The 19,247-nt window shown below is 63.1% G+C and carries 17 protein-coding genes and 2 tRNA genes; 13 read left to right on the top strand and 6 right to left on the bottom strand.

Annotated elements, in window-relative coordinates:
- The first annotated feature begins 39 nt into the window (after positions 1-39).
- Both ACNFHO_RS07150 and ACNFHO_RS07155 read left to right on the top strand, forming a co-directional pair.
- Positions 40-1,755 carry a proline--tRNA ligase gene (locus tag ACNFHO_RS07150; RefSeq protein WP_063545881.1) on the top strand — a complete coding sequence of 572 codons (1,716 nt, stop codon included), beginning with the start codon at positions 40-42 and terminating at the stop codon, positions 1,753-1,755.
- A 20-nt stretch (positions 1,756-1,775) separates the two neighbouring features.
- A complete protein-coding gene (locus tag ACNFHO_RS07155; RefSeq protein ID WP_112898999.1) occupies positions 1,776-2,729 on the top strand; it encodes a hypothetical protein in 954 nt (317 codons plus the stop codon).
- A 30-nt stretch (positions 2,730-2,759) separates the two neighbouring features.
- Here ACNFHO_RS07155 and dinB read toward each other — a convergent pair whose 3' ends face one another.
- A complete protein-coding gene (gene dinB, locus ACNFHO_RS07160) occupies positions 2,760-3,818 on the bottom strand; it encodes a DNA polymerase IV (RefSeq protein ID WP_416765894.1) in 1,059 nt (352 codons plus the stop codon).
- 245 nt (positions 3,819-4,063) lie between these two features.
- On the opposite strand from dinB, the gene ACNFHO_RS07165 reads away from it, so the two are divergent.
- The 4 genes from ACNFHO_RS07165 (at position 4,064) to ACNFHO_RS07180 (ending at position 8,508) form a co-directional block, all read left to right on the top strand.
- A tRNA-Met gene (locus ACNFHO_RS07165) sits at positions 4,064-4,140 on the top strand.
- 118 nt (positions 4,141-4,258) lie between these two features.
- Positions 4,259-4,335, top strand: a tRNA-Met gene (locus tag ACNFHO_RS07170).
- A gap of 238 nt (positions 4,336-4,573) precedes the next feature.
- On the top strand, positions 4,574-7,216 hold the full coding sequence (gene mprF / locus ACNFHO_RS07175; RefSeq protein ID WP_414154147.1) for a bifunctional lysylphosphatidylglycerol flippase/synthetase MprF: 2,643 nt from the start codon (positions 4,574-4,576) through the stop codon (positions 7,214-7,216).
- Positions 7,216-8,508, top strand: coding sequence for a virulence factor family protein (locus ACNFHO_RS07180; protein ID WP_054891013.1), 1,293 nt, complete (start codon positions 7,216-7,218; stop codon positions 8,506-8,508). Before mprF ends, ACNFHO_RS07180 begins: the two co-directional genes overlap by 1 nt.
- A 37-nt stretch (positions 8,509-8,545) precedes the next feature.
- Here the strand turns inward: ACNFHO_RS07180 and ACNFHO_RS07185 are convergent, their stop codons facing one another.
- A complete protein-coding gene (locus ACNFHO_RS07185) occupies positions 8,546-10,444 on the bottom strand; it encodes a potassium transporter Kup (RefSeq protein ID WP_054891014.1) in 1,899 nt (632 codons plus the stop codon).
- A gap of 268 nt (positions 10,445-10,712) precedes the next feature.
- Between ACNFHO_RS07185 and rimO the strand changes: the two genes are divergently transcribed.
- From rimO to tsaA, 5 genes are all read left to right on the top strand, one after another.
- Positions 10,713-12,044 carry a 30S ribosomal protein S12 methylthiotransferase RimO gene (rimO, locus tag ACNFHO_RS07190; protein ID WP_054891015.1) on the top strand — a complete coding sequence of 444 codons (1,332 nt, stop codon included), beginning with the start codon at positions 10,713-10,715 and terminating at the stop codon, positions 12,042-12,044.
- A gap of 185 nt (positions 12,045-12,229) precedes the next feature.
- Positions 12,230-12,613 (top strand): GNAT family N-acetyltransferase, encoded by a 384-nt coding sequence (locus ACNFHO_RS07195; RefSeq protein ID WP_416765769.1) that lies wholly within the window; start codon positions 12,230-12,232, stop codon positions 12,611-12,613.
- Between the two features lie 111 nt (positions 12,614-12,724).
- The gene (locus tag ACNFHO_RS07200) at positions 12,725-13,435 is read left to right on the top strand and encodes an rRNA pseudouridine synthase (protein ID WP_054891017.1); all 711 of its coding nucleotides are present in this window, start codon (positions 12,725-12,727) and stop codon (positions 13,433-13,435) included.
- Positions 13,436-13,484: 49 nt separating this feature from the next.
- Positions 13,485-13,946: a DUF1456 family protein gene (locus ACNFHO_RS07205; protein WP_054891018.1), complete on the top strand. Its 462-nt coding sequence runs from the start codon at positions 13,485-13,487 to the stop codon at positions 13,944-13,946.
- Positions 13,947-13,953: 7 nt separating this feature from the next.
- On the top strand, positions 13,954-14,649 hold the full coding sequence (tsaA, locus tag ACNFHO_RS07210) for a tRNA (N6-threonylcarbamoyladenosine(37)-N6)-methyltransferase TrmO (protein WP_416765772.1): 696 nt from the start codon (positions 13,954-13,956) through the stop codon (positions 14,647-14,649).
- Positions 14,650-14,715: 66 nt separating this feature from the next.
- On the opposite strand, the gene fpr is transcribed toward tsaA, so the two are convergent.
- Entirely contained in the window at positions 14,716-15,495 is a 780-nt protein-coding gene (gene fpr, locus ACNFHO_RS07215) for a ferredoxin-NADP reductase (RefSeq protein WP_054891020.1), read from the bottom strand.
- A 121-nt stretch (positions 15,496-15,616) separates the two neighbouring features.
- Here fpr and finR point away from each other — a divergent pair, with 121 nt between their 5' ends.
- Positions 15,617-16,543, top strand: coding sequence for a LysR family transcriptional regulator FinR (gene finR, locus ACNFHO_RS07220; protein ID WP_054891021.1), 927 nt, complete (start codon positions 15,617-15,619; stop codon positions 16,541-16,543).
- A gap of 3 nt (positions 16,544-16,546) precedes the next feature.
- On the opposite strand, the gene ACNFHO_RS07225 is transcribed toward finR, so the two are convergent.
- From ACNFHO_RS07225 to ACNFHO_RS07235, 3 genes are all read right to left on the bottom strand, one after another.
- A complete protein-coding gene (locus tag ACNFHO_RS07225) occupies positions 16,547-16,912 on the bottom strand; it encodes a diacylglycerol kinase (RefSeq protein WP_054891022.1) in 366 nt (121 codons plus the stop codon).
- Positions 16,913-16,984: 72 nt separating this feature from the next.
- Positions 16,985-17,635: a response regulator transcription factor ErdR gene (gene erdR, locus ACNFHO_RS07230; protein WP_054891023.1), complete on the bottom strand. Its 651-nt coding sequence runs from the start codon at positions 17,633-17,635 to the stop codon at positions 16,985-16,987.
- Between the two features lie 256 nt (positions 17,636-17,891).
- Positions 17,892-18,602 (bottom strand): tRNA-uridine aminocarboxypropyltransferase, encoded by a 711-nt coding sequence (locus ACNFHO_RS07235; protein WP_065862255.1) that lies wholly within the window; start codon positions 18,600-18,602, stop codon positions 17,892-17,894.
- 222 nt (positions 18,603-18,824) lie between these two features.
- Between ACNFHO_RS07235 and ACNFHO_RS07240 the strand changes: the two genes are divergently transcribed.
- Positions 18,825-19,247, top strand: coding sequence for a quorum-sensing-regulated virulence factor family protein (locus tag ACNFHO_RS07240; protein WP_054891025.1), 423 nt, complete (start codon positions 18,825-18,827; stop codon positions 19,245-19,247).

Genomic DNA, 19,247 nt, shown 5'->3' on the forward strand with positions numbered 1-19,247 from the left:
GGGTCATTTCAAACATTCAGGCAATCGACACGGCTTCCCATGCGCACCAGTCAATATTTGCTCGCCACCCAGAAAGAAACCCCGGCAGACGCCGTTGTCATCAGCCACCAGCTGATGCTGCGCGCCGGCATGATCCGCAAGCTGGCCTCCGGCCTGTACACCTGGCTGCCGATGGGCCTGCGGGTCATGCGCAAGGTCGAGAACGTGGTGCGCGAAGAAATGAACGCCGCCGGTGCCCTTGAAGTGCTGATGCCAAGCATCCAGCCCGCAGAGTTGTGGCAGGAATCCGGGCGCTGGGAGCAATACGGCCCCGAGCTGCTGCGCCTGAAAGACCGCCATGACCGTGACTTCTGCGTCGGCCCGACTCACGAAGAAGTAATCACCGACCTGGCACGCAACGAGCTGTCCAGCTATAAACAGCTGCCGCTGAACATGTACCAGATCCAGACCAAGTTCCGTGACGAGATCCGTCCGCGCTTCGGCCTGATGCGCGGCCGCGAGTTCATCATGAAGGATGCCTACTCCTTCCATGCCGACCAGGCTTCCCTTCAGGAAACCTACGACCGCATGCACCAGGCGTACTCCAACATCTTTACCCGCCTGGGCCTGGACTTCCGTCCGGTGCAGGCCGACACCGGCTCTATCGGTGGCAGCTACTCCCACGAATTCCACGTCCTGGCCTCTTCCGGCGAAGACGACGTGATCTTCAGCGACACCTCCGACTACGCCGCCAACATCGAGAAGGCCGAAGCGATTCCACGGGAAACCGTGCGCCCAGCGCCGACCGAAGAACTGCGCCTGGTCGACACGCCAAACGCCAAGACCATCGCCGAACTGGTCGAGAACCACGGCCTGGCGATCGAGAAGACCGTCAAGACCCTGATCGTGCGTGGCGCCGAGGAAGGCAAGCTGGTCGCCCTGATCGTACGTGGCGACCACGAGCTGAACGAAATCAAGGCTACCAAGCTGGAACAGGTTGCCGACCCGCTGGTCATGGCCAGCGACGCCGAGCTGCGCGCAGCCATCGGTGCCGGAGCCGGCTCGCTCGGCCCACTGAACCTGCCGCTGGAATGCATCATCGACCGTTCGGTCGCCCTGATGAGCGACTTCGGCATCGGCGCCAACATCGACGACAAGCACTACTTCGGCGTGAACTGGGAGCGTGACCTGCCAGTGCCACAGGTCGCGGACCTGCGTAACGTCGTCGCCGGTGATCCGAGCCCCGACGGCCAGGGCACGCTGGTCATCAAGCGCGGTATCGAAGTGGGCCACATCTTCCAGCTCGGCACCAAGTACAGCGAGGCGCTCAAGTGCCAGGTACTGGGCGAGAACGGCAAGCCAGTGGTGCTGTCGATGGGTTGCTACGGTATCGGCGTGTCCCGCGTAGTCGCCGCCGCCATCGAGCAGAACCATGACGACAAGGGCATCATCTGGAACGATGCCCTGGCGCCCTTCCAGATCGCCCTCGTGCCATTGCGCTACGAGACCGATGCCGTGCGCGAGGCAACCGACAAGCTCTACGCCGAGCTGACTGCCGCAGGCTACGAAGTGCTGCTGGACGACCGTGACAAGAAGACCAGCCCCGGCATCAAGTTCGCCGACATGGAACTGATCGGCATCCCGCACCGCATCGTCGTCAGCGATCGCGGTCTGGCCGACGGCAACCTGGAGTACAAGCACCGCACCGAACAGGATGCCCAGCCTCTGCCACTCAACGAAGTGCTGACCTTCCTGCAGGCCCGCATCCGCCGCTGACTACCAATGCACGAGTGAACATGTCCAAGCGAAGTACCTTTACCCTGGGGGGCGCCGCGCTCTGCGGCGCCCTGTTCCTCAGCGGCTGCGCCAACCAGATGTCCCAGCGCAGCGAGCATGAGGAACGTGTCGAGCGCAAGTTGCTCGAGCACAGTCTGCAGATCGACGTCGGCGAGCCCAAGGTGATGGAGCTTCCGCAACGGCGTGTTCGCATCAATGAACAGCGACGCTTCGAGGTCACCGAGTTCGAAGTCACGCGGCGCTATGACCGCTACACGCCCTACCAGCCCTGGCGGGAGATCTACGAGATCCCACTGGGTGCGGTGGCGGTGGTCGCGGGCATAGGCGCCAACGTGGTCAACGTGATCACCTTCGACAGCCTGCCGCAGAGCATGACCCACGACTGGCTGAGCTACGGCCTGGCCGGGCTCAACCCGTTCATGAACGTACAGTCCAACGGTCGCGCACAGCAGAACCTCGCAGGCATCAGCGAAATCCAGAAGGACAAGCGCGAGGAGTTCACCAGCCTGCCGTGGAACGAGCGCCTGGTCGAGGTCAAGGCTGGCAAGATGACCCACGAGCTGACCACCGACAAGCATGGTGTGCTACGCCTGAACCTGCTCGACAGCCCATTCTCGGAGCAGAACCTCAACCATATCGGCACCCTGCACCTGGCGGCGATCGATGAAGACAACGGCATCCGCGGCGACGCCAGCCTGTTGGTCAGCGGTACGCTGCGCAACAAGCTGCTGGAGGCCCATGAGCTGATCTTCGACGACCTCGAGGACGACGACGTTGGCCAGTGGGTACACCGGGTCAAACGTCTCTCGGAACTGGGCCTGGAAGAGGAAGCCAGCGAACTGGAACAGAGCCTGATCGAGCTGACACGCAACGATCCGGAGCTGCAGCAGGAATTCCTCAAGACGCTGACCAAGGAAACCGGCCGATTGGTCGCCGACCCTGGAGAGCAGTAAAAAGAACGGGGCGCCATGCGCCCCTTTCTTTTATTGAGCAGGAAACAGCTCCAACTGCTCATGCGCACCGCGCAGATCCCGTAACCTTACTCCCACCCCCAGCAACCTCACCGGCTTGTCACCCCGAGCGAAGGCCTGGCTGAGCAATTGCCGATAGCTCTCAAGGTCCCGCCCTGCCCCCGCCTGTTCCAGGGTGGTCTGGCTGAAATCATGGAACTTGACCTTGACGAAAGGCTTGTCTGGTTTGTAGCTGCTGTCCATCCGCGCAATCCGCCCGTTCAGGCTGTCGAGCAGATCCGGGATTTTTTCCAGGCAACTGGCCAAGTCAGGGAGGTCGTTGTCGTAGGTGTTTTCGACGCTGACCGACTGGCGCCGGCTGTCGTTCTGTACGACCCGTTCGTCGATGCCATGGGCAAGCCCCCACAGCCGCTCACCGAAACTGCCGAACTCGCGCACCAGGCTCAGGCGCGACCATTCGCGCAATGACTGACAGGTGTCGATACCAAGTCTTGAAAGCTTGTCTGCAGTCACCTTGCCCACCCCGTGCAGGCGCGCCACCGGCAGTGCGGCAACGAACTCATCGACCTGATCGGGCCTGATCACGAACAAACCATTGGGTTTGCGCCAATCGCTGGCGATCTTGGCCAGGAACTTGTTCGGTGCAACGCCAGCGGACACCGTGATATGCAAGGTCTGGGAAACGCGCCGACGGATGTCCTCGGCAATCCGCGTGGCACTGCCGGAAAACCACTGGCTGTCGCTGACATCCAGATACGCCTCATCCAGCGACAGGGGCTCGATCAGATCGGTGTAGTCACGAAATATCGCATGGATTTCCCGCGAGGCCTCACGGTAGGCCTCGAAACGCGGCCTGACGATCAGCAGGTCCGGGCACAACTTCATGGCATGCCCCGACGACATCGCCGAACGCACGCCATAGGCCCTTGCCTCGTAGTTACAGGTGGCGATCACCCCACGCTGCCCCGGCTGACCGCCCACAGCCATGGGCCGACCCGCCAGGCGGGGGTCGTCACGCATCTCGATGGCGGCGTAGAAACAGTCACAATCGATGTGGATGATCTTGCGCAGGGACATGACTGACCGTCAGTACTGTAAATTCATACAGATATTACAGCACGCGCCTCGGCATTCGTCAGCCCCACCCGACGCGGGCAAGGATGATCGGTATGACTGTCCCCTCGCAAAACCCGCTACAACCCGCGTCATGGCTCAGCTCCTGGCCTGTGCAACAGGCTAAGGGATTGAACAAAAAAGGGTTTTTTGAAAAATAGCTTGACTCACGGAAGGATTTCCGTAGAATTCGATTCCACAGGCGCGGGATGGAGCAGCCTGGTAGCTCGTCGGGCTCATAACCCGAAGGTCGTCGGTTCAAATCCGGCTCCCGCAACCAGATTCAAGAAGGCCACTGTTAATACAGTGGCCTTTTTCTTTGCCTCGAAGTATATCCACGCTCAACACGCATTAAGGTTTGACAGTCCGTCGATAATCCGTAGAATGCGCACCTCTGACGCGGGATGGAGCAGCCTGGTAGCTCGTCGGGCTCATAACCCGAAGGTCGTCGGTTCAAATCCGGCTCCCGCAACCACATTCGTCAGAACAGGCCCCGCCTATCCTTGGATAGCGCGGGGCTTGTTGCGTTTGCCCTTTAAAACATCCTGTCGTACGCGCTTTGCCCTTTGTCTGGCACCTCAATGAACTAACTTTAACTAACCTGAAACGGATAAACCTACTCCACCCGGAGTACTATCTGGACACGTTTTCCAAAGGGACTTTCACTTGGCCGCACGTCTCCTCCTCCTCGCGCTCGCCGCACGAGGTATTTCATGACCTCCCGCTCTCCAGACTCCCAGGCCCCGATCACCGCAGCCCTGCCTGCGGCAGCACAGCGTCTGCCGTGGCTCGAACGCCTCAGCAAATACCGCCAGCCCATTGGCCTGGCGATAACCCTGCTGTTGTTCGCCATGGCGCTGATCGCCTGCCGGCACCTGCTGAGCGAGCTGGACATCTATGCCTTGCATGACGCCATGCTCAGCGTGCCCAAGCAGGCGCTGCTCGGTGCTTTCCTGGCCACGGTGGCAGGTTTCGTGACCCTGCTGGGATACGAGTGGTCCGCGGCCCGCTATGCAGGTGTCAAGCTTCCACCCCGCACGCTTGTGCTGGGTGGTTTCAGTGCGTTCGCCATCGGCAATGCCATCGGGCTGTCGATGCTTTCCGGTGGTTCGGTGCGCTATCGCCTTTATGCGCGCAAGGGGCTGGGGGCTGCAGAAGTCGCGCGGATGACCGTGTTCGCCAGCCTCTCGCTGGGCTGCGCACTGCCTCCGCTGGCAGCAGTGGCCACCTTGAGCGACCTCACCGCGGCCTCCACCGCATTGCGCATGTCCCCGACACTGCTGGGTAGCATCGCCGTTGCGGTATTGCTGGCCTGCGCCGTCCTGGCCATGGGGCTCTATCGCCGCCGCGCCGCCGAGCAACCTCTGGCCGACAATCTGCTGGTGCAGGTCGGACGTCGCACCCTGCGCCTGCCCGGTGCAAGCCTGACCGCCCTGCAACTGCTCATCACCGCACTGGACGTCGCAGCCGCCGCCACGGTGCTCTACCTGCTGTTGCCCGAAGCCCCGCCATTCGGCGCTTTCGTACTGGTCTACCTGCTGGCCCTCGCCGCTGGCGTACTCAGCCACGTGCCCGGCGGCGTCGGCGTGTTCGAAGCGATCCTGCTCGCCGCCTTCGCCAACGAGCTGGGCGCGGCGCCCCTGGCCGCGGCACTGCTGCTGTATCGCCTGATCTACGTGGTGCTGCCGTTGCTGGTGGCCTGCGTTCTGCTGCTGGTAAACGAGGCCCGCCGCCTGCTGTTCGCCCAACAGGCGATCAAGGCTGCATCCGGGCTCGCCGCTCCTGTGCTGGCGATCCTGGTGTTTCTGTCCGGCGTGGTGCTGTTGTTCTCCGGCGTTACCCCAGAGATCGATAGCCGCCTGGAGCACATGGGCTTTCTCATCCCGCATCGACTGATCGACGCCTCGCACTTCGGCGCAAGCCTGATCGGCGTCCTCTGCCTGTTGCTGGCCCAGGGCCTGCGTCGCCGCCTGTCGGCGGCCTGGCTGTTGACCACGGTGTTGCTGCTGACCGGCGCACTGCTGTCGCTGCTCAAGGGCTTCGACTGGGAAGAGGCGTCGATGATGATCTTCACCACCGCCCTGCTCGCCCTGTTCCGGCGCTCGTTCTATCGCCCCAGCCGCCTGCTGGAGCTGCCGTTCTCGCCGATCTACCTGGTAGCCAGCGCTTGCGTGGTCGGTGCCTCGGTATGGCTGCTGCTGTTCGCCTATCAAGACGTCCCCTACAGCCACAAACTGTGGTGGCAATTCACCCTCGACGCCGATGCTCCGCGCGGCCTGCGCGCTGCGCTGGGCAGTGCAGTACTGCTGGTGATCGTCGCCCTGACCTGGCTGCTGCGCACCGCGCGCCCGGTGATTCACCTGCCGAGCGAAGACGAACTGCAGCGCGCCAACCGCATTCTGCTGGCGTCCGATCAGCCCGACGGTGGCCTGGCCCTGACCGGTGACAAGGCGCTGCTGTTCCACCCCAACGACAACGCCTTCCTCATGTATGCCCGTCGCGGCCGCAGCCTGGTTGCCTTGTACGACCCGATCGGCCCGGCTCAGGAGCGTGCCGAGATGATCTGGCAGTTCCGCGACCTTTGCGACCTGCACCACGCCCGCCCGGTGTTCTACCAGGTGCGCGCGGAAAACCTGCCGTTCTACATGGACATCGGCCTGACCGCGATCAAGCTTGGTGAAGAGGCGCGGGTCGACCTGCGCCGCTTCGACCTCGAAGCCAAGGGCAAGGAGATGAAGGACCTGCGCTACACCTGGAACCGTGGCGGCCGCGACGGCCTGACCCTGGAAGTCCACGAACCCGGGCATGCGCCCCTGCAGGAGCTCAGGGAAATCTCCGACGCCTGGCTGGCTGGCAAGAACGTGCGCGAAAAAGGCTTCTCGCTAGGCCGCTTCAGCCCGGAGTACCTGCAACATTTCCGAATTGCACTGATCCGCTTCCAGGGCCGTCCGGTGGCCTTCGCCAACCTGCTGGAAACCCACAGCAACGAGTTGGCCAGCCTGGACCTGATGCGCGCGCACCCCGAGGCACCGAAGCTGACCATGGAATTCATGATGCTGGGCCTCATCCTGCATTACAAAAGCCACGACTACGCCCGCTTCAGCCTGGGCATGGTCCCGCTTTCCGGCCTGCAACCGCGTCGCGGCGCACCGCTGACCCAACGCTTGGGTTCGATGGTGTTCCAGCGCGGCGAGCAGCTCTACAACTTCCAGGGCCTGCGGCGCTTCAAGGACAAGTTCCAGCCGGACTGGGAACCCCGTTACATGGCTGTGCCAGCCGGGCTGGACCCCCTGGTTGCACTGGCTGATACCGCCGCCCTGATTGCTGGCGGCCTGACTGGATTGGTGAAACGCTGATGACCCGACGTTACTGGTTGTACCTGCTGATCCCCCTGCTGCTCGCCGTGCTGGCTGGCGGTGGGGCCTTCTGGCTGTGGACCCGCCCTGCCCCCGAAGCCCGTATCGAGCACCTCACCCTGGACGATGGCAGTAACCTGACTCGGGTCACGCCCGGCGTGCGCGCCAAGACCCTGGTCGCGGTTGGCGTACCCCATGACCAGGCACTGACCGACAAGCAACTGCTGGATCTCAGCCAGGCCGGTGAAGCGCAACTGGTGCAGGTGATCCTGCCGACCGGCGACTGCAGCAAGCAGCAAGTGGCATTGGACCAGGCCATGGGCAAGCTCTCCGGCAAGCCGACCCTGGTTGCCGGCATCGGGCCAGGCGCCTCGCAGGCTTGGCGCTGGCTGGCCGGGCAGAACGACGACAAGGCCCGAGCCATCTCGGTCGACTTCAACCTCGAACAACCAGACTGCAAGCTAGAGCTGCCCAAAACCGCTGCCCACGGTCACTGGAACGTGGCCTGGAACGATAACCCCGACGACGCCAGCGCCGCCTTCGTGCGCGACCAGGCCAACGCCGAGACCAGCATCAGCGACTATGACATTCACCTGCCGCAGGTCCTCAAGGCCCAGCTGACCCAGGCCCTGGTGGGGCGCGATGGCAACGCCCTGGCCATTCCCGTGGTGGAAGTGCCGGCCGGCCAGACCACCGATACCGTCACCCTGTTCCTCTCCGGTGACGGCGGCTGGCGCGACCTGGACCGCGACGTGGCCGGCGAGATGGCCAAGCTCGGCTACCCGGTGGTCGGCATCGACACCCTGCGCTACTACTGGCAGCACAAGACGCCAGAACAGAGCGCTGCCGATCTGTCGGAGCTGATGCAGCACTATCGGCAGAAATGGGGTACCAAGCGCTTCGTGCTGACCGGCTATTCGTTCGGTGCCGATGTACTGCCGGCGATCTACAATCGCCTGCCGGAGGCCGACCAGAAGCGCATCGACGCGGTGATCCTGCTGGCCTTCGCCCGCAGTGGCAGCTTCGAGATCGAAGTGGAGGGCTGGCTGGGCAAGGAAGGCCAGGAGGCCCCGACCGGGCCGGAGATGGCCAAGCTGCCCGCCGCCAAGGTGGTGTGCATCTATGGTGTGGAAGAAACCGACGAGAGCGGCTGCACCGACAAGACGGCCGTGGGCGAGCGCATGAAGCTGCCAGGCGGTCATCACTTCGACGAGAACTACCCGGCGCTGGCCAAGCGCCTGATCGGCGAGATCGAGACCCGCCAGGGCAAGTCGAACGTCGCCGAGCAGTGAAACAACAAGGGCCGCATCGCGGCCCTTGTTGTTTCAATCAGATCTCGACCTGGGTTCCCAGCTCGATCACCCGGTTCAGCGGCAGGTTGAAGAAGCGCAAGTTGCCGTTGGCGTTCTTCAGCAGGAACGCGAACAGGTTCCCGCGCCAGCGCGACATGCCTTCCAGGCGCGAGGCGATCACCGTCTCGCGGCTGAGGAAGTAGGTGGTGCGCATGGGGCTGAAATCCAGCTCTTCCAGATGGCACAGGCGCAGTGCCGCCGGTACGTCCGGTTCATCCATGAAGCCAAAGTGCAGCAATACGCGGAAGAACCCGTCGCCATAGGCCTCGACTTCGAAGCGCTCCGACTCCGGTACCCGCGGCCGATCCTCGCTGACCACCGTCAACAGTACGACCTGGCTGTGCAGCACCTGGTTGTGCAGCATGTTGTGCAACAACGCATGGGGCACCGCATCGGCACGCGCCGTGAGGAACACCGCCGTCCCCTCGACGCGATGCGGTGGCTGCACACGAATGCTGCTGATGAATACCGGCAACGGCAGGCCACCCTCATCGATACGCTCGACGAGAATCTGCTTGCCACGCTTCCAGGTGCTCATCAGCACGAACAGCACGATCCCCGCCAGTACCGGGAAAGCACCACCCTGCACGATCTTCGGCACGTTGGCGGCGAAGAACAGCCCATCCACCAACAGGAACCCCACCAGCAGCGGCACTGCCAGCACCGGTGGCCATTTCCACAGCAGCAGCATCACCGCAGAAACCAGGATAGTCGTCATGAGCATGGTGCCGGTCACCGCGACCCCGTAGGCCGCAGCCAGGGCGCCGGAAGACTCGAAGCCGATCACCAGCAGCACCACGCCGACCATCAGGGTCCAGTTCACGGCGCCAATGTAGATCTGCCCCTGCTCGTCACTGGAGGTGTGCTGGATCTGCATGCGCGGCACGTAGCCCAGCTGAATGGCCTGGCGGGTCAGGGAGAAGGCGCCGGAAATCACCGCCTGGGAGGCAATCACCGTGGCCATGGTCGCCAGCCCGACCAGCGGCAGCAGCGCCCAGCTTGGCGCCAGCAGGTAGAAGGGGTTGCGCGCCGCCTCGGGGTTTTGCAGCAGCATCGCGCCCTGGCCGAAGTAGTTGAGCACCAGCGCTGGCAGCACCAGGGCAAACCAGGCACGGGCGATCGGCTTGCGCCCGAAGTGGCCCATGTCGGCGTACAGCGCCTCGGCACCGGTCAGCGCCAGCACCACCGCACCGAGAATCGCCACGCCCATCCCTGGATGGACGATGAAGAAGTTCAACGCCCACCCGGGATTGAACGCCTTGAGCACTTCCGGGCTTTGCTGGATGCCATGCACGCCGAGCGCAGCCAGCACGAGGAACCAGGCAACCATGATCGGCCCAAAGGCCTTGCCGATCTTCTCGGTACCATGCTTCTGCACCAGGAACAGTGCCACCAGCACCACCAGCGAGATCGGCACCACCCAGTGGTCGATGCCGTCGAACGCCAGCCCCATGCCCTCGACCGCCGACAACACCGAGACTGCCGGGGTGATCATGCTGTCGCCATAGAACAGCGAGGCACCGACCAGCCCGCAGCCGACCATCAGCATGCGCAGCCGCGGATGCGCGGCCGTGGCACGCCGCGCCAGTGCGGTGAGCGCCATGGTGCCGCCCTCGCCCTGGTTGTCGGCACGCAGGATGAACATCACGTACTTGAACGACACGACCCACAGCAGCGACCAGAGAATCAGCGACAGGATGCCCAGCACCCCATCGTGGTCGACCTGTACGCCATAACCGCCGGTAAAGACTTCCTTGAGGGTATACAACGGGCTGGTACCGATATCGCCATAGACCACCCCAACAGCTGCCACCAGCAGGCCCAAAGGGCGTGCCGCCCCATGCCCGCCCTCGGCGTGACTGCTTGCCTGAACCATCGACCACTCCCGCAGACGGCCCCTCGGGGCCGGTAGTATTCGCACCGGACGGCATGCTTGCAGCGCCCGGACCGCTGTCGTCATCCGGCTATCATTGTTACCCGGACACAACGGCGCGAAGCATAGCGCAGCGCTCGTCGCTTTTCTGCTGGTCAAGCGACCTTGCGCTCGCTAGAATTGCGCACTTTTTGATCAGAGGCGCCAAAAACGCCCGCCCGGATCGCGCCGCCACTGGCAGGCGCGACCTGTTTCAATACCGAGGTTAGTCATGTCCACCACTCCCGCCACGCCGAAGGTCGGCTTTGTCTCCCTGGGCTGCCCCAAGGCCCTGGTCGACTCCGAGCGCATCCTCACCCAACTGCGCATGGAAGGCTATGAAGTCGTTCCGACCTACGAAGATGCCGACGTGGTGGTGGTCAACACCTGCGGCTTCATCGACAGCGCCAAGGCCGAGTCGCTGGAAGTGATCGGCGAAGCGATCAAGGAAAACGGCAAGGTCATCGTCACCGGCTGCATGGGTGTCGAGGAAGGCACCATTCGCGACGTGCACCCCAGCGTGCTGTCGGTCACCGGCCCACAGCAGTACGAGCAGGTGGTCAACGCCGTGCACGAGGTGGTGCCACCGCGCCAGGACCACAACCCGCTGATCGACCTGGTGCCGCCGCAGGGGGTCAAGCTGACCCCGCGCCACTACGCCTACCTGAAGATTTCCGAAGGCTGTAACCACAGCTGCAGCTTCTGCATCATCCCGTCGATGCGTGGCAAGCTGGTCAGCCGCCCGGTCGGCGAAGTGCTGAGCGAGGCCGAGCGCCTGGTGAAGGCTGGCGTCAAGGAGATCCTGGTGATTTCCCAGGACACCAGCGCCTATGGCGTCGACGTCAAGTACAAGACCGACTTCTGGAACGGTCGCCCGGTCAAGACCCGCATGCTCGAGCTGTGCGAAGCGCTGAGCAGCCTGGGTGCCTGGGTGCGCCTGCACTATGTCTACCCCTACCCCAACGTCGATGACGTGATCCCGCTGATGGCCGCCGGCAAGATCCTGCCGTACCTGGACATCCCGTTCCAGCACGCCAGCCCCAAGGTGCTCAAGGCCATGAAACGCCCGGCCTTCGAGGACCGTACCCTGGCGCGCATCAAGAACTGGCGCGAGCAGTGCCCGGAACTGGTGATCCGCTCGACCTTCATCGTCGGCTTCCCCGGTGAGACCGAAGAGGACTTCCAATACCTGCTCGACTGGCTGACCGAAGCCCAGCTCGACCGCGTCGGCTGCTTCCAGTATTCGCCGGTCGAAGGCGCCCCAGCCAACGACCTGGGCCTGGAAGAAGTCCCGGATGAGATCAAGCAGGATCGCTGGGACCGCTTCATGGCCCACCAGCAGGCGATCAGCACTGCACGCCTGCAACTGCGTATCGGCAAGGAGATCGAGGTACTGATCGACGAGGTCGAGGAACAGGGCTCGGTAGGTCGCAGCTTCTTCGACGCCCCGGAAATCGACGGTAGCGTGTTCATCGACGGTGACCACGGCTTCAAGCCGGGCGACAAGGTCCGTTGCCGTATTGTCGATGCCGACGAATACGACATGTGGGCCGAGCCCATCTGATCGTCACGCCCTTTCGCGCATAACACCGCGAAAGGGCCTGCCAGACAGAAAAAATCCGCACACCGGTGCTGCAGCATCTATGTTTTCCTCACTACCCGAGGAATACAGAATGTCCTTGCACCTGACGCTACATACCCCCCCACTACAGCGACTACCCCGAGCTGGTCCGTATCTGGGAAGCGTCGGTGCGCGCCACTCATGATTTTCTCCCCGACGCCTACATCGTGCTGCTGCGCGACCATGTACTGCGCCGCTATCTGGACGCCGTGATGCTGGTCTGCTGCCGGGACACTCGACGCAGGATCCTCGGCTTTACCGGCGTCGCCAACGGCCGTGTCGACATGCTCTTCGTCGCCCCTGAGCACCGCGGCCAAGGCGTTGGCAAGCGCCTGCTGCATCACGCCATTTCCGAGCTCAATGCCGATCGCCTGGACGTCAACGAACAGAACCCCCAGGCGCTGGGCTTTTACCTGCATGAGGGCTTCGAGATAGCGGGCCGCTCGGAAACCGATGGCTTGGGTCAGCCGTATCCACTGCTGCATATGCGACTGATCCGCACACCGGGCTAGCAACTGCGCCGCAACCGCTGTGCAAATGGCCGAAATGGCACAGATTCCCAGCCGCAGCACGGCTCGGACGGGTACAATGGACACCTTTCCCTGCCCTGCGAATGTCTGCTCATGTCCGAACCCGTCCGCCTGTCCAAACGCCTCATCGAACAGCTCGGCTGCTCCCGCCGCGAGGCCGAACTGTACATCGAGGGCGGCTGGGTCACGGTCGATGGAGTCGTGGTCGAGCAACCGCAGTTCAAGGTTGAAACTCAGCGTGTCGAACTGCTCCCGGGTGCCCGTGCCGAAACACTGGAGCCGGTTACCCTGCTGCTCAACCAGCCCAAGGGCCAGGACAGTGAAGCTGCCCGCGCCAGCATGAACATGGCAAGCCTCAGCGAAGCCCACCGCGAAGGCGTGCGCCCCCTGCACGGGCACTTCGCCAGATTGACTTGCCTCGCCCCGCTCGAACGCGGCGCCAGCGGCCTGCAGGTATTCACCCAGGACTGGCGGGTGACCCGCAAGATCGACGCCGACCTGCGTCGCCTGGAGCAGGAATACATCATCGAGGTACGCGGTGAAACCACACCGCAGGCGCTCGAGCGCCTGGCCCGTGGTGCCACGCGCAATGACCGGGAACTGCCGCGGGCCAAGGCCAGCTGGCAGAACGAAACCCACCTGCGCCTGGTGTTGAAAAACCCGCAGCCTGGGCAGATTTCCGAACTGTGCGCCTACCTTCGCCTGGAAATGCTCGGTATGCGTCGCATTCGCCTGGGTGGTGTGTCGATGGGCAAGCTGCCCCTGGGCCAGTGGCGCTACCTGGCCGCCAGCGAACGTTTCTAAGCGATACCGCCGCGCCGCCAGGTGCGGCCCTGAAAAGGATTCGAGTCACATGAACCACAACGATGTCCTGCGCAGCCTGCGCTACATGCTCAAGGTGAACGACGCCAAGATGGCCGAAATCATCGCCCTGTCCGGCCTTGAAGTGAACCCGGTGGTGCTTGCCGGCTACATCAAGAAGGAAGACGAAGCCGGCTACGTGCGCTGCCCGGAACGCGTCATGGCCCATTTTCTCGATGGCCTGGTGATCCACCGCCGTGGCAAGGACGACAGCCGTGCGCCCCAGCCCGTCGAGCTGCCGGTGACCAACAACACCGTGCTGAAGAAACTGCGGGTGGCGTTCGAGCTGAAGGAAGATGACCTGCACGCGATTCTCAAGTCGGTCAATTTCGCGGTGTCCAAGCCCGAACTCAGCGCGCTGTTTCGCAAGGTCGGGCATGACAACTACCGGCCCTGCCAGGACCAGTTGCTGCGCAACTTCCTCAAGGGCCTGACCCTTCGCGTACGTGGCTGAGCCGATCATGCAGCACAGCGTCACACCGGTGGGCATCGTCCGTTCCTGCTTCAAGGAGAAGTTCGCCATCCCCCGCCAGCCGCGCCTGGCGCCTGCCGCACGTGGCGTGCTGGAGCTGCTGCCGCCGTTCGACCAGGGTGACGCGGTACAGGGCCTGGAGCAGGTCAGCCACGTGTGGCTGCTGTTCCTGTTCCATCAAGCACTGGAAGAAAAGCCCCGGCTGAAGGTGCGCCCACCGCGCCTGGGCGGCAACAAGAGCATGGGCGTGTTCGCCACGCGCGCCACCCATCGCCCCAATGGTATTGGTCAGTCGGTGGTGCGCCTCGAGGGCATGGAGCCGGGGCGTCTGCTCTTGTCCGGCATCGACCTGCTGGACGGTACGCCAGTGCTGGATATCAAACCCTACGTGCCCTACGCCGACAGCATCGACAATGCCGTCAACCAGATGGCCAGCGATGCGCCACTGCCGATCAACGTGCAGTGGAGCGATAGTGCCCTGCACCAGGCCCACGAGCATGCTCTGCGCCTGGCAGAACCACTGGTGGAGCTCATCGAGCAGTGCCTGGCCCAGGACCCGCGCCCGGCCTACCAGGTGCCGCCTGCGGAACGCGTCTACGGGGTAAAGTTCTGGGATGTGCAGGTGCGCTGGCATTATCCCCAGCCGGAAGTGATCCGGGTGCTGGAGGTTGCACGCGAAGCCTGAACTCACATTCTCCAGGCATAAAAAAACGCAGACCCTGGTCTGCGTTTTTTTATGCCGCAATTCGCCTTACTTCTCGACGAATGCACGCTCGATCAGGTAATCACCTGGCTCGCGCATACGCGCCGAGATCTTCAGGCCGAAGCTGTCGAGCACTTCGCTGGTCTCGTCGAGCATGCTCGGGCTGCCGCAGATCATCGCACGGTCGTCCTGCGGGTTGATCGGAGGCAGGCCGATGTCGCTGAACAGCTTGCCGCTGCGCATCAGGTCGGTCAGACGGCCCTGGTTCTCGAACGGCTCGCGGGTCACGGTCGGGTAGTAGATCAGCTTCTCACGCACCGCTTCACCGAAGAATTCATTCTGTGGCAGGTGCTCGGTGATGAACTCGCGGTAGGCGACTTCGTTCACGTAGCGCACGCCATGCACCAGGATGACCTTTTCGAAACGCTCGTAGGTTTCCGGGTCCTGGATCACGCTCATGAACGGTGCCAGGCCGGTGCCGGTGCTCAGCAGGTACAGGTGCTTGCCCGGGTTCAGGTCGTCCAGCACCAGGGTGCCGGTCGGTTTCTTGCTGATGATGATCTCGTCGCCTTCCTTCAGGTGTTGCAGCTGGGAGGTCAGCGGACCGTCCGGCACCTTGATGCTGAAGAACTCCAGATGCTCTTCCCAGTTCGGCGAAGCGATCGAATAGGCACGCATGAGCGGACGGCCGCTTTCCTGCTGCAGGCCGATCATCACGAACTGACCGTTCTCGAAGCGCAGGCCCGGGTCGCGGGTGCACTTGAAGCTGAACAGAGTGTCGTTCCAGTGATGCACACTGAGGACACGTTCGTGGTTCATGTTGCTCATCTAGTGGGGCTCCTGAAGAAAAACGCGGCGCGCGCAAGACGCGCAGTTGCGCGATAGTTTAGGGGCAGCGAGAATATCTGTTAACTGAATTATCAAGATATGACTTATCGGTTATATAGATATGCGATTCACTCTCCGCCAGCTTCAAGTCTTCGTCGCCGTCGCCCAGCATCAAAGCGTATCGCGAGCGGCCAATGTACTGGCCCTGTCGCAGTCGGCGGCCAGTACCTCCATCACCGAACTGGAGCGCCAGTCCAGCTGCCAGCTGTTCGATCGCGCCGGCAAGCGCCTGAGCCTCAACGCCCTGGGCCATCAGTTGCTGCCCCAAGCAGTAGCCCTGCTCGACCAGGCCAAGGAAATCGAAGACCTGCTCAACGGCAAGTCCGGCTTCGGCTCGCTCGCCGTCGGCGCCACCCTGACCATCGGCAACTACCTGGCAACGCTGCTGATCGGCAGCTTCATGCAGGTGCACCCGGAAAGCCAGGTCAAGCTGCACGTGCAGAATACTGCGCACATTGTGCAACAGGTGGCCCACTACGAAATTGACCTGGGTCTTATCGAGGGTGACTGCAACCACCCTGACCTGGAGGTGCAACCCTGGGTCGAGGACGAACTGGTGGTGTTCTGCGCCCCGCAACATCCGCTGGCCAAGGTCGGCCGCGCCAATATCGAGGCCTTGTCCCAGGAGGCGTGGATCTTGCGCGAACAAGGCTCAGGCACCCGCCTGACCTTTGACCAGGCCATGCGCCACCACCGCGCCAACCTGAACATCCGCCTGGAGCTCGAACATACGGAAGCGATCAAGCGCGCCGTGGAGTCGGGTCTGGGGATTGGCTGCATCTCGCGCCTCGCGCTGCGCGACGCTTTCAGGCGCGGCAGCCTGGTGGCAGTGGAAACCCCGGAGCTGGATCTGCTGCGCCAGTTCTACTTCATCTGGCACAAGCAGAAGTACCAGACCTCGGCCATGCGTGAGTTTCTCGAGCTGTGCCGCAGCTTCACTGCGGGGGTGCAGCGCAGCGACGAGATCGTGCTGCCGACCATCGCCTGAGCGTCAGCCGAGCAGGATTACGCCCCAGACCAGCGCCACCATGCTCATTGCCACCAATTGCGCAGCACTGCCCATGTCCTTGGCGTTCTTCGACAAGGGGTGACGGTCCAGCGAAATGCGGTCGATGGCAGCCTCGACCGCCGAGTTGAGCAGCTCGACGATCAGCCCCAGCAGACACACGGCGATCAGGATCGCACGCTCGCCGCGACTGACCGGCAACCAGAAGGCAGTCGGGATCAGCAGCACATTGAGCAGCACCAGTTGGCGGAAGGCAGCCTCGCCCTTGAAGGCGGCGCGCAGGCCGTCCAGCGAATAGCCGGCGGCATTGAAGATGCGTTTCAGGCCGGTCTGGCCCTTGAATGGCGACATGTGAGTCAATTCACCTGAAAAAGACCTGCAGGCTAGTCCAGCCTGGGTCAAAAAAGCGTGAAGCCGGAAGGCTCAGTTGGCTGAAACCGATTCAAGTTGTTGCAGCAGCAAGGCGGCCTGGGTCCGGGTACGCACGCCCAGCTTGCGGAAGATCGCGGTGACGTGGGCCTTGATAGTCGCCTCCGAAACGCTCAGCTCGTAGGCGATCTGCTTGTTCAACAAACCTTCGCAGACCATGGTCAGCACCCGGAACTGCTGCGGCGTCAGGCTTGCGAGCCCTTCGCTGGCGGCTTTGGCCTCGGCCGACACATCAACCTTTTCGAACGCCTGCGGCGGCCACCACACTTCGCCGTCGAGCACCTTGCGCACGGCGTCCTGGATGGTTTCCAGCGGGCTGGACTTCGGAATGAAACCGCTGGCCCCGAACTCACGGGACTTGACCACCACGGCCGCCTCTTCCTGCGCCGACACCATCACCACCGGAATCTGCGGGTATTGCCCACGGAGCAGGACCAGCCCGGAGAAGCCATAGGCACCTGGCATGTTCAAGTCGAGCAGGACCAGGTCCCAGTCGGATTTCTCGGTCAGGCGGGTTTCCAGTTCGGCGATGCTTGCCACCTCCACCAGACGTACGTCCTGCCCGAGGCCGAGGGTCACGGCCTGGCGCAAGGCGCTACGGAACAGCGGATGGTCATCGGCAATCAGGATTTCATATGTAGCCATCGATCCAGGGGTCCTGTTCTGTGCCAGGCGCTGTGGGGTATGGGGCCTGTGCCTGGCGGGCAACTCAAGGCGCGGGCGGCGGCGCCGCCAGCGGCAAGGACACGATGCAGACCAGGGGTAGCGGCTGCGTCGTGGCCGAATCGGCGCCAAGGATGCCGAGCACCGTCCGGGTGGTCAAGCCAATTGCCCGGCGGCCTCGCCCACCCTGGCGACCTGCTCGACAGTATGAACCAATCCGGCTAGCTTGCCCCTTGGACTATAGGAAGGTATGCAAGCGTTGATGCGGCTCATCCTGGTCGTCCAGTGCCAGGTGCCGCTTGCCGCTCAAGTAGTGCAGGCTGAACACGTCAAGGTAGGCATCCAGCGCCTGGGAGGCACGGTTGTCGCCGGCCAGGTCCAGACACATGGCCGCCACTTCCGCGGTGCAGAAATGATCGTCACGCTTGGAGCGGCGCAGGCGGTAGCGCGACATCTGCTCGGCCTCCAGGCTCAGCACCGGGAAGCGGTCCAGGTACGGGCTCTTGCGAAACATCTTGCGCGCTTCGGTCCAGGTGGCGTCGAGCAGGATGAACAGCGGCCGCTTGCCAGGCTCGCACACCACTTCGTTGACCACCCGCTCCTGTGCGACGAACTCACCAGGGAAGACGATATAGGGCTGCCACTGGGGTTGTTCGAGCAGCGCCAGCAAGCGCGCATCGACATCCGTGCGCTGCCAGCCGAAGGCCCAGGTGTCTTCGATCAGGTCGGCGATCAGCCAGCCGGTGTTGGTCGGCTTCAATGGCTCGGTGTCGTGCATCACCAGACACATGCCGGCCTGGGCGTCGACCCGAGGCTTCCAGGCGCACAGGCAATGGCTGGCGATAACCCGGCAGTCCGGGCAGCGATCGGCTCGCGAACCGCGGGCGACGAAGGGTTTATTGCTGCGCGCCAGACGCTCGGCGCGCAGACGCGCTACCGCATGGCTCATGGCTGCAAGCCTGGCGACGGGAATAGGATTGACACTGCGACAACTCGGCGGGAAACAAAGGTGCCAGTCTACCAGAGCGGGCGCAGGTTTGCCGTGCAGGCCACTGCCAGGCTCCCTTATAATCGAGCCTTTGGCGGCGGCTGCGCCCGGAGCGCGACCTGTTCATGGAACGCCGCTTGCCGGCGCGGGTCAAAGCGCCAGTCACCGAACCAGGAGAGATTCATGCTGCGTCTTATCGTCCCGACCCTGAGCCTGATGCTCGCCCTGCCGCTTGCCGCCAACGCAGCGTCCAAGCAGGACTACGAGTTGAACCAGATGCTGCAGAAGGTTGCCAAGGAGAGCAGCGTCGGCACGCCACGCGCCGTCAACGAAGACATCCTCGATCAGGGCTACACCGTCGAGAAGGGCAAGGCGTTGGTCAACCACCTGAGCGTGCGTGAAGAACATGCCCAGCGCATGCTGGAAAACCCGGCGCTGGTGCGCAGCCAGCTTGGCGACAGCGTCTGCCGCAACACCGGCTACCGCCAACTGATGACCAAGGGCGCGGTGATGGTCTACCGCTTCACCGTCTACAAGACCAACCAGCCGGTCATGGACCAGGCGTTCGATGCTGCCAGTTGCACCGCTGGCAATAAGAAAAAGTGA

Source organism: Pseudomonas sp. NY15374 (assembly GCF_048068255.1).
Classification (GTDB): Bacteria; Pseudomonadota; Gammaproteobacteria; order Pseudomonadales; family Pseudomonadaceae; genus Aquipseudomonas; species Aquipseudomonas machongensis.